At 71.8% G+C, this 13908-nt stretch carries 13 protein-coding genes and 1 pseudogene; 7 read left to right on the top strand and 7 right to left on the bottom strand.

Annotated features, from left to right (window positions below):
* Positions 1-21: 21 nt before the first annotated feature.
* Both ACIHAR_RS01055 and ACIHAR_RS01060 read right to left on the bottom strand, forming a co-directional pair.
* The gene (locus ACIHAR_RS01055; protein WP_365456304.1) at positions 22-471 is read right to left on the bottom strand and encodes a DoxX family protein; all 450 of its coding nucleotides are present in this window, start codon (positions 469-471) and stop codon (positions 22-24) included.
* Positions 472-670: 199 nt separating this feature from the next.
* The gene (locus ACIHAR_RS01060; RefSeq protein ID WP_365456301.1) at positions 671-1252 is read right to left on the bottom strand and encodes an XRE family transcriptional regulator; all 582 of its coding nucleotides are present in this window, start codon (positions 1250-1252) and stop codon (positions 671-673) included.
* A 117-nt stretch (positions 1253-1369) separates the two neighbouring features.
* Here ACIHAR_RS01060 and ACIHAR_RS01065 point away from each other — a divergent pair, with 117 nt between their 5' ends.
* A complete protein-coding gene (locus ACIHAR_RS01065) occupies positions 1370-2206 on the top strand; it encodes an EamA family transporter (RefSeq protein WP_400015708.1) in 837 nt (278 codons plus the stop codon).
* A gap of 150 nt (positions 2207-2356) precedes the next feature.
* On the top strand, positions 2357-3070 hold the full coding sequence (locus ACIHAR_RS01070) for a B3/4 domain-containing protein (protein ID WP_400015710.1): 714 nt from the start codon (positions 2357-2359) through the stop codon (positions 3068-3070).
* Between the two features lie 20 nt (positions 3071-3090).
* On the opposite strand, the gene ACIHAR_RS01075 is transcribed toward ACIHAR_RS01070, so the two are convergent.
* Together ACIHAR_RS01075 and ACIHAR_RS01080 are read right to left on the bottom strand one after the other, a co-directional pair.
* Positions 3091-4269 carry a spore photoproduct lyase family protein gene (locus tag ACIHAR_RS01075; protein ID WP_400015712.1) on the bottom strand — a complete coding sequence of 393 codons (1179 nt, stop codon included), beginning with the start codon at positions 4267-4269 and terminating at the stop codon, positions 3091-3093.
* Positions 4270-4564: 295 nt separating this feature from the next.
* Positions 4565-4975 (bottom strand): annotated as a pseudogene (locus tag ACIHAR_RS01080) (carboxymuconolactone decarboxylase family protein); the annotation flags it as partial.
* Between the two features lie 187 nt (positions 4976-5162).
* Between ACIHAR_RS01080 and ACIHAR_RS01085 the strand changes: the two are divergent.
* Positions 5163-5750, top strand: a complete 588-nt coding sequence (locus ACIHAR_RS01085; protein ID WP_365456286.1) for a tellurite resistance TerB family protein — start codon at positions 5163-5165, stop codon at positions 5748-5750.
* 134 nt (positions 5751-5884) lie between these two features.
* Here ACIHAR_RS01085 and ACIHAR_RS01090 read toward each other — a convergent pair whose 3' ends face one another.
* The 3 genes from ACIHAR_RS01090 to ACIHAR_RS01100 all read right to left on the bottom strand — a co-directional run bounded on the left by ACIHAR_RS01090 (position 5885) and on the right by ACIHAR_RS01100 (position 10390).
* Positions 5885-6442, bottom strand: coding sequence for a pyridoxamine 5'-phosphate oxidase family protein (locus ACIHAR_RS01090; protein ID WP_400015714.1), 558 nt, complete (start codon positions 6440-6442; stop codon positions 5885-5887).
* 100 nt (positions 6443-6542) lie between these two features.
* Positions 6543-6971: a peptidase M23 gene (locus ACIHAR_RS01095; protein WP_365456280.1), complete on the bottom strand. Its 429-nt coding sequence runs from the start codon at positions 6969-6971 to the stop codon at positions 6543-6545.
* Between the two features lie 254 nt (positions 6972-7225).
* Positions 7226-10390 (bottom strand): AfsR/SARP family transcriptional regulator, encoded by a 3165-nt coding sequence (locus ACIHAR_RS01100; protein WP_400015717.1) that lies wholly within the window; start codon positions 10388-10390, stop codon positions 7226-7228.
* A 337-nt stretch (positions 10391-10727) separates the two neighbouring features.
* Between ACIHAR_RS01100 and ACIHAR_RS01105 the strand changes: the two genes are divergently transcribed.
* The 4 genes from ACIHAR_RS01105 (at position 10728) to ACIHAR_RS01120 (ending at position 13842) form a co-directional block, all read left to right on the top strand.
* Positions 10728-11126 carry a hypothetical protein gene (locus ACIHAR_RS01105; protein WP_388749542.1) on the top strand — a complete coding sequence of 133 codons (399 nt, stop codon included), beginning with the start codon at positions 10728-10730 and terminating at the stop codon, positions 11124-11126.
* Between the two features lie 261 nt (positions 11127-11387).
* Positions 11388-12047 (top strand): M15 family metallopeptidase, encoded by a 660-nt coding sequence (locus ACIHAR_RS01110; RefSeq protein ID WP_365456271.1) that lies wholly within the window; start codon positions 11388-11390, stop codon positions 12045-12047.
* A gap of 240 nt (positions 12048-12287) precedes the next feature.
* Positions 12288-12839 (top strand): RNA polymerase sigma factor, encoded by a 552-nt coding sequence (locus tag ACIHAR_RS01115; RefSeq protein ID WP_400016317.1) that lies wholly within the window; start codon positions 12288-12290, stop codon positions 12837-12839.
* A 124-nt stretch (positions 12840-12963) separates the two neighbouring features.
* Positions 12964-13842 carry a C40 family peptidase gene (locus tag ACIHAR_RS01120; protein WP_400015720.1) on the top strand — a complete coding sequence of 293 codons (879 nt, stop codon included), beginning with the start codon at positions 12964-12966 and terminating at the stop codon, positions 13840-13842.
* Positions 13843-13908: the final 66 nt, after the last annotated feature.

A 13908-nucleotide genomic window follows, 5' to 3' on the forward strand; every position in this document is an offset into this window, starting at 1 on the left:
ACAGGGCAAAGCGGGCACGCGTCATCGGGACGCCTCGGTCGTGTGGTGGGCGGCGGGTCGCGGCTGGTTCTCCCGGCGGACCAGGCCGGCCAGGGAGAGGGCGCCCGGGCCGAAGAACACCAGCAGCAGGAACCCCCAGCAGAAGAGCGCCGGGGCGAGACCGCCGTTCTGCAGCGGGAAGAGACCGTCCTCCTGGTGTTCGGTGAAGTAGGCGAAGGCCATGATGCCCGAGCTGAGGAAGGCGGCGCTGCGGGTCACGACGCCGAGCAGGACGAGGGCGCCGCAGACCAGCTCGATCACCCCGGCGTACCAGAACGGCCAGTCACCTGTCGGGCTGGCCTTGCGCCCCAGCACGCCGAAGACCGTCGCGGCGCCCTCCGTGGTGAACAACAGGCCCAGAACCATCCGGAACAGGCCCAGCACGAGGGGCTGGCGTGTCGTCAGCCAGTCGCTCAGGCGCGGAGCGGTCATCGGTGTACTCCTCGAATGTGTCAATACGGGCTGCAGGGACGCGGGCCCCGGCGATACAGGCGCGCTTCCCGGTTGTCCGTACGTGTGCGCATTGCGCTGGGTTCAAGCGGGCGGTCATTTTCCGGAGGACTTCGCCGTGGAGCCGGCCGCCGGCCGCACGGGAGCGGGTCGCCGGCGAACCCCCTGCGCGCGGTGCAGGTCAGGTTGCGGAAGGACCGGGCGGCAGGTGGACCGTCATGACGAAGTGGCAGGTCTCATCACCCGAGCCGCGGTAGGTGTGGGAGGTGTCGCCGTCGAACGTGGCGGTCTGTCCCGCTTCGACGGTGTGCTCGCTGCCGTCGACGACCAGGGTCATTCGTCCTGAGGTGACGCTGACGGTTTCCACGACTCCGGCCTGGTGCGGGTGGCTGGGATATTCCTCGTCCGGTTGCAGACGCCAGCGCCAGACCTCGACGGGAGCCGGGCCCGAGGTGGTCAGCATGAGCCTGGCCTCGCTGCCCTGCTCGCCGGTCCACAGGGGTGCCACGTCGGCGGCGGACACGACGCGGACGCGGCCCTCCGCGGGTCCCTGCATCAGGGCGGACACCGAGATGCCGAGGGTGTCGGCCAGTCGGACCAGCGTGGCGAGATTGGGGTTGCCCTGGGCCTTCTCCAAACCCACCAAGGCGCCCTTGCTGACCTGGGCGCGCCGGCTGAGTTCCTCCAGGGACAGGCCCGCGCGGATACGGGCCGCCCGGACGTTGTGCGCGACCGTCCGCAGTGCTGCGGCTGTCTCGGTCACCTGATCACCTTCCTCGCCGCCGGGTCATTGCAATGGACCGCGCGGTCATTCTGTTGGCACTGGCCGGTCGTTCTGTTGTACGGTCTGGTCGTTCCACTGAATGGTAAGGGATGTGCTGTGGTCGCTCTGCTACTGGCTCTGGGCAGCTCACTCGCCTACGGGTGCGCCGACTTCCTCGGAGGGCTCGGCGCCCGCAAGGCTCACGTACTGCGTACCGTGATGATCGCAGCCCCGGCCAGTCTCTCGGTCGAGCTGCTGTTGTGGCCGGTGCTCGGCGCCTCGTTCAGCGCCGGCGCCCTCGGCTGGGGCGCCGCGTCGGGAGTCGCCTCGGCCGCCGCGTTCGCCCTGCTCTACCGCACCCTGGCGATCGGTCCCATGAACGTTCTCTCACCGGTGACCGCGCTGGTGTCCGCCGCGCTTCCCGTCGGGGTGGGTCTGCTGCGGGGCGAGCGCCTGACCACCGTGGGAATGGTGGGTCTTCCGCTCGCGCTGGTGGCCGTGGTGCTGGTCAGCGCCGGGCACGACGCCGGGTCGGCGCGTCCCTCACGGACCGCGCTGCTGCTGGCGTGCGGAGCGGGCGCCGCCATCGCCCTGCAACTGGTCTTCCTGGACCGGGCGCCGTCCGACAGCGGAGTGGCTCCGCTGATCATCGGCAGGGCGGTCTCCTCGGCCGTCACCCTGGCCGCGGCGGGATTGATGCACCGCAGGCTGGGCTCCGAACGGCCCGCGTACGCGATGGCGGCAGCCGCGGGTGTGCTGGACTCCGTGGCGAACCTGCTGTTCCTGCTCGCCACCCGCAACGGGGACCTCACCGTCGTCGCCGTGATCACCGCCCTCTATCCGGCCGGCACGGTTCTGCTGGCCCGCTGCGTCCTCGCCGAACGCATCCACCGCGGCCAGCTCGCCGGTCTGGGCGCCGCCGCCGTCGCCGTCGGCCTCCTGGCCCTGACCTGAACCGTAAGCCCCGACACCACCCCACCCGACGCGGACAGGCCCCGACGCGGCCGCCGCGCGCCGGCAGCGCCGACGCCCGGACCGCACGGGCCCCCGGAAGCCCTGCACCCCTGCTCGCCGCACGCACGTAGGAAACGGAGACCCCCGTCCATGACCGCCTTCCGCCTCGCCCCCGCCGTCGCCGAAGCCTTCCCCGACACCCTCATCGCCCTGGTCACCGCCACCGGCCTGCGCGGCCACGCACCCTGGCCCCACACCGCCACCGGCCTGGAGGAACTGGAGCAACAGCTCGCCGACGGCACCTGGCACCCCGCGGACGAGACCGACCCCCGCATCGAGGCCTGGCACGCCGCCTACCGCTCGTTCGGCACCAACCCGCGCCGCGTCCGTCCCAGCGTCGACGCGCTCGGCCGCCGCCTCGCCAAGAAGGGAACGCTGCCGCGCATCAACCCGGCCGTCGACTCCTACAACGCCGTCTCCGTCCGCCACGGCCTGCCCGCCGGCGCCTTCGACCTGGACCACGTCACCGGCGACGTCGTCATCCGCGACGCGGACGGCACCGAGTCCTTCACCCCGCTCGGCGAACCCGGCACCGTCGAACACCCGAAGCCCGGCGAGATCATCTACGCGGACGCCACCGGCGTCCTCACCCGCCACTGGAACCACCGCGACGCCCACCGCACCCGCGTCACCGAGGACTCCACACGCGTCACCTTCGTCCTCGAAACCCTCCACGCCGCCCGCGACGGCGACCTTCTCAAGGTCGCGACGGAGGAACTGCAGGGCCTGCTCATCCCTCATGCGGGGCAGACCGCCGTCCACTACCTCAGCCCGGCACAACCCCAGGTCACGACAGGCACCTGATCGTCCAGGACTCCGAGACCTCAGAAGGCGTAGCGGACGCGCAACCAGGGAGCCCGGTCGGCGATCAGCGCACGGAGCCGGTCCACCGCCCGCGCCTTGACGCGGCCCGCGTAGCGCACGTTGAGGGCCCCGTTCTCCGAGCGCTTGGCCTCCTGCAGGTCCGGCCGCCACAGGACGTCCTCGGCGCGGGGGTGCCAGCCGAGGTTGACCTCGTGCAGATCCTGGTTGTGCGTCAGCATGATCACCTCGGCGGCGGCCTGCCGCTTCACGCGGGCCGGCACGACATCGTCGAGGTGGCCGAGCAGTTCCGTCCAGGCCTCCTCCCAGCCGGGTCGGACGACGACGGGGGAGAGGTTGAAGTGGACCTCGTAGCCCGCGTCCAGGAAGTCCGCGGCGGCGGCGATCCGCTCGGCGACCGGTGAGGTGCGCACGTCCAGCAGCCGCGAGTCCTCCGGAGGCATCACCGAGAAACGGATGCGCGTCCTGCCGCGCGGGTCCAGCGCGAGCAGGTCCGGGTTGACGAACTTGGTCGCGAACGATGCCTTGGCCGTCGGCCACTGCCGGAAGGCGTGCACGAGATCCGCGGTGTTGTCGCAGATCAAGGCGTCCACCGAACAGTCGCCGTTCTCGCCGATGTCGTACACCCAGGCTTCGGGGTCGCACTGGTTCGGCTCGGGCTTCGGGCCCTGGCGGGCGACGTGCCGGCCGATGTGGGAGACGATCTGGTCGATGTTGGTGAAGACGGTGATCGGGTTGGCGTACCCCTTGCGACGCGGCACGTAGCAGTAGGCGCAGGCCATCGCGCAGCCGTTGGAGGCGCCCGGAGCGATCCAGTCGGCGGAACGGCCGTTGGGACGCGTCCTCGGCGACTTCCGCTCGCCGAGCACGAGCGTCTCACCCTTGACCCGCACCCAACGGGAGACGTTGCCCTCATTGCCGTGGAGCCCGGGAATGCGCCAGTGGGACTCCACCTCGACGACCCGCGCCTCGGGGAACCGTGCGATGATCTGCCGGCCGCGCGGGGAGGCGGCCGCGGCCGGTTCGGCGTGGATCTCCCGTACGGGCAGCAGGCGCCGCGCGGTGGCGGAGTCCCGGAAGGACGGTCGGCCGGTGGTCGGCGCCGGGGCCTCGATGCCGAGGGCGTCGAGCCCGAACAGGGTGTCGGAGCCGTCGTCCCAGGTGGTGGACGGGTGGTGCATGAGCGCTCCGGGTTGGGGCGGCGTGCGCTGACCGGGTCAGACGCGGACGAATCCGTACCTCCCACTGTACGGGTAGCCCGACAAGTGCAGAATGTGGTCATTTGGTGGCGAGATGTGCTCGTGCTTGTCGCCGTGGGCGTCCGGTACGGCCGGGCGCTGGCCTCCGGCCTGCGGTCTCAGGCGGGTCGGCCGATGCTGCCGCGCCCCGGACACCCCAGGCGGTCGAGGCGGTCACCTGCCGGGTGGGCTTGCCCCGGAACGAACGGTTCCGGGCCGGGCGCATCGCACCTGCCGATCAGCCCGCCAGACCGGCGAACATGCCGGGCTCGTACGAACCACCGGAATTGTGCACGATCACGTTCATCCGGGTGGCCGCGTTGATCAGCGCCACCAGGCAGACCAGCGCACCGACCTGGTCGTCGTAGTGCCTGCGCACCTCGGCCCAGGTCTCGTCGGACACGCCCCGCTCGCCGAGCCGGGTGCCTTCCTCGGCGAGCGCCAGCGCGGCCCGCTCGTCGTCGGTGAACACGGTGGAACGGCGCCAGGCGGTCTTCAGGTTGAGCCGGAGCGCGGTCTCACCGGCGGCCGCGGCCTCCTTGGCGTGGATGCCGACGCAGAAACCGCAGCCGTTGAGCTGGCCGACCCGCAGCTCCACCAGTTCCCCGAGCGTCTTCGGCAGCGCCGACTGCTCCAAAGGCAATGAAGCGTTGTAGCGCGGCGCCTGGCAGGGCCTGTGCCGGCAGCTTTGGGGTGACCTGGCCGAAGAGGACGGTTCTCGTGCGGGAGCAGGGATGCTCCTGATGGGTTTGCGTTGCGGGCTTGGCGGAACCTTTGCCCGGACGTGGCCGTTGCCCGGGTGAGAGTTGACACAGACGAGCACTGAGGTGACGGCAATGGCACTGTTCGACCGGCTCAAGGACCAGGCCAAGAACCTGCAGCAGCAGGTTCAGGGCGGCGGGCACGGCGGGACCGGGGGACACGGCGGCGCGGGGTTCGGCGGCGGTTCGCACGGCGGTGCGCAGGGTGGGTCGCGCGGCGGGTCGCGCGCTCAGCTGGTCGGCCTGCTGAAGACGCAGCTCGGTTCCCTCAAGACCGAGTTGAAGAGCGGTGCGTACCGGGACGCGAGCATGGCGATGTGCGCCCTGGTCGCGGCGGCGGACGGCCACGTGGACGCGGCCGAGCGGCAGCAGATGGAGTCGATGATCCTCAGCAACGACGTGCTGCAGAACTTCCCCCCGGACCAGCTGCGCCAGCGCTTCAACAAGCACGTGGACCAGCTCACTCGTAACTTCCCGCAGGGCAAGGCCGAGGCCCTGGCGGAGATCGCCAAGGCCGCGAAGAAGCCGACCGAGGCCCGGGCGGTGATCCAGACCGGCATCGTCATCGCCGGCGCCGACGGCTACTTCTCCCAGGCGGAACAGGCGATCCTCAGGGAAGCCTGTGCGGCTCTGGGCGTGTCTCCCGCGGAGTTCCAGCTCTGACGGACATCTGACGACCCGGATCGGTCGGCGACTACGTCATGGACCGATGCGCCTCCGCTAACGGGTGTCCCGACCACCGGTCGGTTCGTGTCGCTCTCCCCTGTCCGACGCAGGAGGTCGGACAGGGGAGTCGCTCAGAACGTCCACCGCGTATGCGTGTAGACACCGTCGTCCCGGCCGAAGCCGTACGCCGTGTCCGGGGCCAGGGCGAAAACCACCGCGTCCCCCTTGCGGAAGGCGTCCCCGATCCCGTGGAACGTGCCCTCGGGCGAGGTGATGTGCGGCCCGTACTTCGCCTCGTACGCCGCGATCACCTTCTCCAGCACCGCCGGCTCGGCAACCGGCTCCGCCTTGCCCTCGACCACGAGGTCGAGCCCCTCGGTGAGGGCGTTCCTCCCGGTGGTCAACGCGCAGTGCGGGTTTCGAGCGAGATTCCTCGCCTTCTGTTCCCCCGGGCCGGTGGAGAAGTACAGCACCCCGTCGTGCCAGGCGGCGATCACGGGCGTGACGTGCAGCCTGCCGTCGGGCCGCACCGTGGACGCCCAGAAGATCTCGGCGGTCTCCAGCTGCCGCTGGGCCTCGGCCCACTCGGTGGCGGTGACGTCGGCGGCCCCCGGGCGGGGATGGAGCGCAGAGCTGTAGCGGGCGTCGAGGTCGGTCGTGGGTTGCTTCGAGGGTCCCTGTGTCGGCATGGCGGAACTCCTTCCTCTGCTCCCTGTAACGACCGACGGCCCCCGCCGAAATCATCGCCACGCCGAATGTCGTGCCCACCACGGCTGGAGGACGTACGGGTCACCAGGTGCAGTCGGGTACTCCCGCGATCTTCTCGCCGCCCTGGATGTAGATGTTGTTGACCCAGCCGATCCTTCCGTCGGCCAGCTCGACCAGCGTCCACCAGCGGTTGCTGTAGCCGCTGTCGTGGATGGTCTCGCCCTCGCGCTGGCAGTGGGCCCGGGCCGTCGTACGGGAGACGGTGGCCACGACGGTGGGGCAGGAGGCGCGGGAGGGATAGAAGACGCAGTCCGCGTCCGCGCCGTCGTGGCGCACGTTCACGTTCGTCGCCCAGATGTAGACGGGCGTGAGGGCCGCCGCCGACGCTCGGGCCGAGGCGGTCGTGGGGGCGGCTCCGGCCGTGGTCGCCGAGGCGGCCGGTGCCAGGGTCAGGAGCCCGGCTGTCACCGCCGCGGCGGTCAGAGCTGTGATCAGGCGTCCCCTGTTCATGCTTCCTCCTCTTCTCTGCGGCTCACATGACGCGCAGCCGACGGTGGGGTCGGTGGGACCGCGGTGGTCGCGGGCGACGGCGGACGTGCCGCGCCGTCCACCCCCGGGACGGAAGGTGATCGCCTCCCGTATGAGTACGAGGAGGAGCACCGGGCCGAACTGCTCGTGGTATGGGGCGGGAGTCTCAGCGTCCTGGGTCGTGGTACGGCTTCGGGGAGTCCGGGATCTCAGGGATCTGAGGGATCTGGGGGATCTCAGGGGGCGTCCGAGGCGTCCGGGGGAGCCGGGAGGTCCGCGGGATCCGGCGTCTCCAAGGCCTCCCGGCTGCCGAGTTCGCGGAAGACGCGGTACGCCTCCGCCTCGAGGTCGCGCGCTGTTCCGGCCGCGCCCCCGGCCCGTTCGGCCTGAGCGAGATCCCGCAGCGTGCGGGCGCGCCACAGCGGCAGACCCAGCTTCTCCCACAGGCGGAGGGCCTGTCGCAGGGTCTCGGCCGCGGTCTCCCCGTCGGACACGGCGAGGTGCCACTCGCCGATCGTGCGCAGGACCAGGGCCTCCCCGAACATGTCCTGACGCTCGCGGGTGATCTCCAGGCACCGGTCGAGACGCCGCCGGGCCTCGGCCATCCGGCCCTGCCGGAACTCGACCTTCGCCAGGGACTGGCTCGCGTACATCACGCCGAAGGCGTCGTCCGTCTCCTCGAAGTGGGCGAGGGACCGGCGCAACAGGGCCTCCGCGCCCGGCAGGTCGCCCCGCGCGCGGTGACACAGGCCAAGTGCGCGCAGCGCGAGCGCCTCGCCGTGCCGGTCACCGGCGGTCACGAACAGGCGGTGCGAGCGGGAGAGAGCCTCCCACGCCTCGTCGTGGCGGCCCTGATCCCGGTACACGCATCCGATGCCGTACAGCGCGTGGGCCATGGACGCGGTGTCCTCAGGCTCCCGGTACTGCTCGAGCGCCGAGGTCAGCAGGGTCAGGGCCTCCTCGAAGCGCGCCTGTTCGCGGCGGGCAGCGCCCATGCCGGCCAACGCGTCCGCGCGACCGCGCCGTACGTCTCGTTCCTCGAACAGGCGCAGGGCCGCCGCGAAGAACGCGTGCGCCTCGTCGAAGCGGTCCTGCTCGAGGCGGAGCTGACCCAGACCGTTCAGCAGCCAGGCCTCGCCCTCCACGTCTCCGCCGCGGCGTACCGCCTCCAGGGCCACGTCGTGCGAGCGGGACCAGGCGTCGAACCGGTTGTAGAGCGCCGCGGAGGCGGCCATGAGGGCGCCGGCCAGTGCGCGGGCGGCGTCGGGCATGCCGTGCTCCGCGCAGTGGGTGACCGCGGCGAGCAGACACCGCTGTTCGGCCGCGAACCAGGCCGTCGGCTCGCCCGCCAGGTGTGCCAGGTGTGCCGGGTGCGCAGGGTCCGCCAGGTGTGCGCCCGCGGGCGTCGGCTCGTTCGGCGCGGTGGTGGCCGGGAGGAGCCGCGACGCGCCGCCCGGGCCTCGGGCCGCCGCGGCGCGCGCCATGGCCAGCCAGCGGTCGACGAGCCTCCGTACCGCCGCCTCCCGCTCGTGCCGTTCCTCGTCGGCCAGACAGCGCTCCCGGGCGTGCTCGCGCGCCAGGTCGTGGATGCGGTAGCGCGTTCTGCCCGTCTCGTCGGTGCGTACGACCTCCACGAAGTGGCAGTCCACGAGTTGCTCGACCGCGTCCTCCGCCGCGTCCTCGGTCACGTCGAGGAGCGGCCCGGCGACCCATGCCTCGAAGTCCGGCAGGTCCATCAGCGCCAGGCGGCGCAGGGCGCGCTGCTCCTGCGGGGCGAGGTCGGCGTAGCCGAGTCCGAGGCTCGCGCGCACTTCCAGGTCGCCGGCCTGCAGTTCGTCCAGCCGGCGGCGCTCGTCCTGGAGGCGGGAGGCCAGGCGTGCCGGTGTCCAGTGGGGGCGGGCGGCGAGACGGGCACCGGCGATGCGGACGGCGAGCGGGAGCCGGCCGCACAGTGCGACGATCTCGGCGGCCCGGTCGGCATCGAGGGCGGGCCGTGTCGGACCGGCCACGCGCGCGAGCAACTCCCGTGCTTCCGTCTCGGACGGCACACCCAGATCGAGGTGCGCGGCTCCCTCCAGGGCGACGAGCCGGCGGCGGCCGGTGATCAGGACGGCCGAGCCGCCGCCCGGTGGGAGGAGCGGCCGCAGCAGGGCCTCGCTGACGGCGTTGTCGAGGATGAGCAGGACCCGGCGGCGCGCGATGTGCGTGCGGTACAGGCCGAGGAGGTCCTCCTCGTCGCGTGCCGGGGTGTCGGAGTCCACCCCGAGGGCGCGCAGCAGCCGGGCCAGGGCGTCCGCGGTCCGTACGGGCTCGGAGTCCGAGGCGCGCAGGTCGACGAAGAGCTGTCCGTCGGGGAAGAGCGCGGCGGTGCGGTGGCCCACGTGGACGGCCAGGGCGGTCTTGCCGGTGCCCGACCGTCCGGAGATCACCCCGATCGGCGGTGCGGTGCGCAGCGGGTCCCGCACCTGCTCCAGAAGGGCCGTCCCCCAGCTGATCTGCTCGGCGCGCCCTATGAAGTCGGCGACGTCGGGCGGCAGTTGGGAGGGAGCCGGACGTCCGCCACCGTCGTGGAGCAGCTCGGTACGGCGGTGTGACGGTGGGTCTCCGTCCGCGTGGGAGAGAGCCGCCACGTCCGTGTCTCCCTTGCCCGGGGGCGTGGCCGCGCGGCGGGCCGGCGCTCCCAGCACCGCGGTGTCCGCTCGGAGCAGGGCCTGGTGCAGCCGGCGCAGCTCAGGGCCGGGGTCGACACCCAGCTCCGTGCGGAGCAGACGGCGGCCCTCGTCGTAGCAGCGCAGTGCGTCGGCCACCCGGCCGGTGCGGAACAGCGCGGTCATCAGCTGACCGCGCGGCCGCTCCCTGAGGGGGTGGGCGGCGACGTGTGCGACGAGTTCGGCGACGAGATCCGTACGGCGGTCCAGGTCCAGCTCGGCGGCGAAACGGAACTCCTGCGCCTCGAGCCGGAGTTCGTTCAGACGCATGGCCTCGACGCGGGCGAAGGACTGGCCGAGCCCCTCCAGGGCCTCCTGGCCCCGCCACATGCGTAACGCCGTCTGAAGCGTGTCGACGGCCTCCTCGGCCCGCCCGTCGAGGGCAGCGTCCCGACCGGCGGCGAACGCGCTCTCGAAGCACCGGGCGTCCACGGCGGAGGGAGGGAACTCGGCGACGTATCCGGGGGAGCGGGTGCGGATGGCGTCGCCGGCCTCGGCACGGGCCAGCGCGCGGCGCAGTCCGGAGACGTGCGAGGCGACGAGCGCGCGTGCGGTGGCGGGCGGTTCCTCCTCCCAGATGAGGTCGACCAGCCGATCGGCGGACAGGACCTCACCGAGATGGACGACGAGAGCCGCGAGTATCGCCGTCGGTTTGGCTCCGTTCAGCGGAATGCGGCGCCCCCCGCTCGACACTTCGACCGGACCCAGAAGGCGAACGTCCACCGTGTCCCCCGATTTCACGTTCCCGCACGTCAGGGACAACATACCGGCACCCGCCGACAGGCATGCCGAAAACCGGACTGCCCGTTTTTCACGGCAGACCGGTAAGCACCGGCGGGTGGCCGGAATGCGCTGGGTGTCCGGTGAGAATTCCCCCTAATTCGAAGAGAAGACTGTCCGACTTTCAGTCGGTGGACGGATATCCACCCCCCTCCGTATGAGCGCATCTCCGTGCGACGCATACGGCGGGGTCCCCGGAACCGTCATCCCAGCGCATCGACGACCCGACACGAACCGACCGGAGGGCTCCATGACCGGATCACCGACCAAGCGACTCAGCCGACTGCGCCGGACGGCGTTCGCCGCGGCGGCGGCGTGCGGCGCCGGACTGTCCCTGGTCGCGGCCGCCCCCTCACCGCAGGCGGCGGACACGACCAGGGTCTACGTCTGGGCGTCCGACGTGAACATGCGCGCGTGCAGTTCGTTCTCCTGCCCTCCGTACAGCGGGATCAAGGTGAGCCGGATGAACGTCACCGCGTACTGCCAGTCCACGGGTGACACCGTCCGGGACGGGCAGTACGTGAACAATTACTGGGTCCAGGTGGACGCCGGCGGGCCACGCGGCTGGATCAGCGCCGTGTATGTCAGCGGAGGCGTCAACTGGGGGCCCATTCCAGGGGTGTCCGAGAACTTCGAGGACTGCTTCTGACGGGATCGGCCAGCGGCACGCGGTGAGGTTCCCCAGACGGGCGGTGCACGGGGCGATGGCGGCCATTCAGGCCACATCGCCCCCGCACCGCCCGCTTTCCGTGTGCCCGTGTACGGGCTGCCGGTCGCACGAGGCGGCACGGCCCCTGAACCGCCCTGCACAGCCGCTGCGTTCTCTCCGCAGTGCCTCTGCAGTGCCCCTGCAGGGCGTGCTGCAGAAGATCTGCATCGGCTTTGCAGAGCCCGCCTCCACGCTGTGAGCGTGACGGACATCATCCTGCTTTCGGATCACCGCGTGGCCGCGACGCCTGTCGCCGACAACGGCGAACCCCTGGTCGACGCCCGGGGGATCGGCTCACTGAGGGTGGACGCGCGAAAGGCCGACGACGACGGCTCGTTCGCGCACCTGAGGGCCGACGTTCTGCGCCGGCTCCTGCTCGCCCAGGACGCGCTGCCGCCGGGCATCCACCTGCTGATGGTGGAGGGATTCCGGCCGCCCGCGCTGCAGCGCCGCTACTTCGACGAGTACGCGGCGACGCTGCGCACCGCCCATCCCGACGCACGGCCGGAGCGGATACGCGAACTGGCCAGCGCCTACATCTCGCCTCCGGAGGTCGCGCCGCACGTCAGCGGAGGGGCGGTGGATCTGACGCTGTGCACGGGGGACGGTGCGGAGCTTCCGCTCGGTACCGAGGTCAACGCCACTCCGGAGGAGAGCGAGGGCGGCTGCCGTACCGCCGCGGTCAACATCGACGCCGAGGCACGGGCCAACCGGGCCGTGATGGGCCGGGCGATGAAGGCCGCGGGGTTCGTCAACTACCCGACCGAGTGGTGGCACTGGTCGTACGGCGACCGCTACTGGGCGCTGCTGACCGAGGCGCCTGCGGCCAAGTACGGGCCCGCCACTCCGACCCGCCCGTAGCGCCTCGGCGCCGAAGGCGCGTGCCCGACCGCAGCCCGACCGCAGCCCGACCCAGACGGACCCAGACGGACCCGGGGGAACACCGTGGAGAACACCTGCATCGCGACGACCCTGACCAAGTCGTACGCGATCACCGACCACACGACCAGCACCGCCCACACGACCAGCACCGACCACACGACCAGCACCGACCACACGACCAGCACCGCCACCACGAGCACGGCCGCCTTCACCGACCACATGACGGCGGCCGAGTTCGACGAGGCGTTCACCGCCGCGATGCCGAGGCTGCGGCGCCGACTGCTGGCCCTGACCGGCAATCCGCACGACGCCGACGACCTGCTCCAGGAGACGTACCTGAGACTCTCCCGCCGCGCGCGGGCCCGCACGCTGAGGCGTCAGCAGCAGCCGTACGCCTACACCTGCGCGGCGGCGCTGAACCTGCTGCGCGACCTGTGGCGGCATCCGTCGCGTCAGGAGCGCTGTACGGACCGGGTGCCCGAGCACAGCTGGGACGGAGGCTTCGCGCGCAGGGAGGCCGAGGCGGCGGCGACCGCGCTGTTGCGCGGGCTGTCCGACAAGGAGGCGGCCGCCGTGATCCTGGTCGACATCGAGGGCCTGACCCACGACATGGCGGGGGAGCGGCTCGGTGCCCACCGCGGCACGGTGCAGCGCAACCGCATGCGCGGCCTCGCCAAGATTCGTGCCGCACTCGACGCATACGAACCGGCCTCCGCCTCCGTTGGCTCCATGAAGGGCGACGGGCCTGCGCGGCCCGGTCCGAACGGATGAACCAGGACGGCCGGAGGCAGCCCGACCGACCGCCGAACACGGCCCGTCCGCCGCGGTTCGTCCGTACGCCGCTCACCCACGCCACTCACCCGCACATCCCGCGAACCACCTCAGGGGGACCCGCATGCGCCGCACACACCACACACTGACGGCGGCAGGAGGACTGCTGCTCGCCACCACGTTGAGCCTCACCGGTACGGCGACGGCCGCCGCCTCCCCGCCGTCCGCCGCGAAGACCGCGGCCGCCGCCGACTGCCGTCCCCTGGCGAACGCACCCACCGCGGCGCAGGCGATCGTCAACGCCGCGTGCTCGCAGATCGGAGTGCCGTACTCGTGGGGCGGCGGCTCCATCCACGGGCCGACGTACGGTCAGGACTACCCCGGCGGAGGCCCCGGCGCCCACGACAGCCAGGTCAAGGGCTTCGACTGCTCGCACCTGGTGCAGTACGCGGCGTGGCAGGGCGCTCGGATCGCCCTGCCCGAGGGCTCCTGGAACCAGGCCCAGTGGAGCGGAGCCACCGCCCGCTTCAGCCGCGACCAGGGTCTCGGCCCGCTGCAGCCGGGCGATCTGCTGCTGTGGGGGTCTAACCCGGGCAACCTCAACAGCGTCCACCACATCGCCATCTACCTCGGTGGCGGCAAGATGGTCGAGGCGCGGGAGTCCGGAACGCTGGTGATGGTCAGCGACGTGCGGCTGAACGCGCAGTACGCGGGCGCCCTGCGCATCGCGGGCGGCGAGCAGCCGCCGGCCGGCACCAAGCGGTTCATGACCTGGGGCACCGATGTGGGCCTCCGTCCGCAGGCCGGTACCCAGAAGCCCGCCGTGACCCGTCTGCCCGGCCCGACGGCGGTGGACGTGCTGTGCCAGGCGCACGGCGAGATGGTCCACGCCGAGGGCTACAGCAACGACGCCTGGTCGTACCTGCCCAAGTACAAGGCCTGGATCTCGAACATCTACATCGACGACCCGGCGGCCTGGCTGCCCGGAGTCCCCACCTGCTGAACACGGGCGCCGCCCGTCCCGGCGCACCGATCCACCCGACGCCCTGTCACCCACCTTCCTGCACGG

The organism is Streptomyces sp. NPDC052016, assembly GCF_044548445.1.
Classification (GTDB): domain Bacteria; phylum Actinomycetota; class Actinomycetes; order Streptomycetales; family Streptomycetaceae; genus Streptomyces.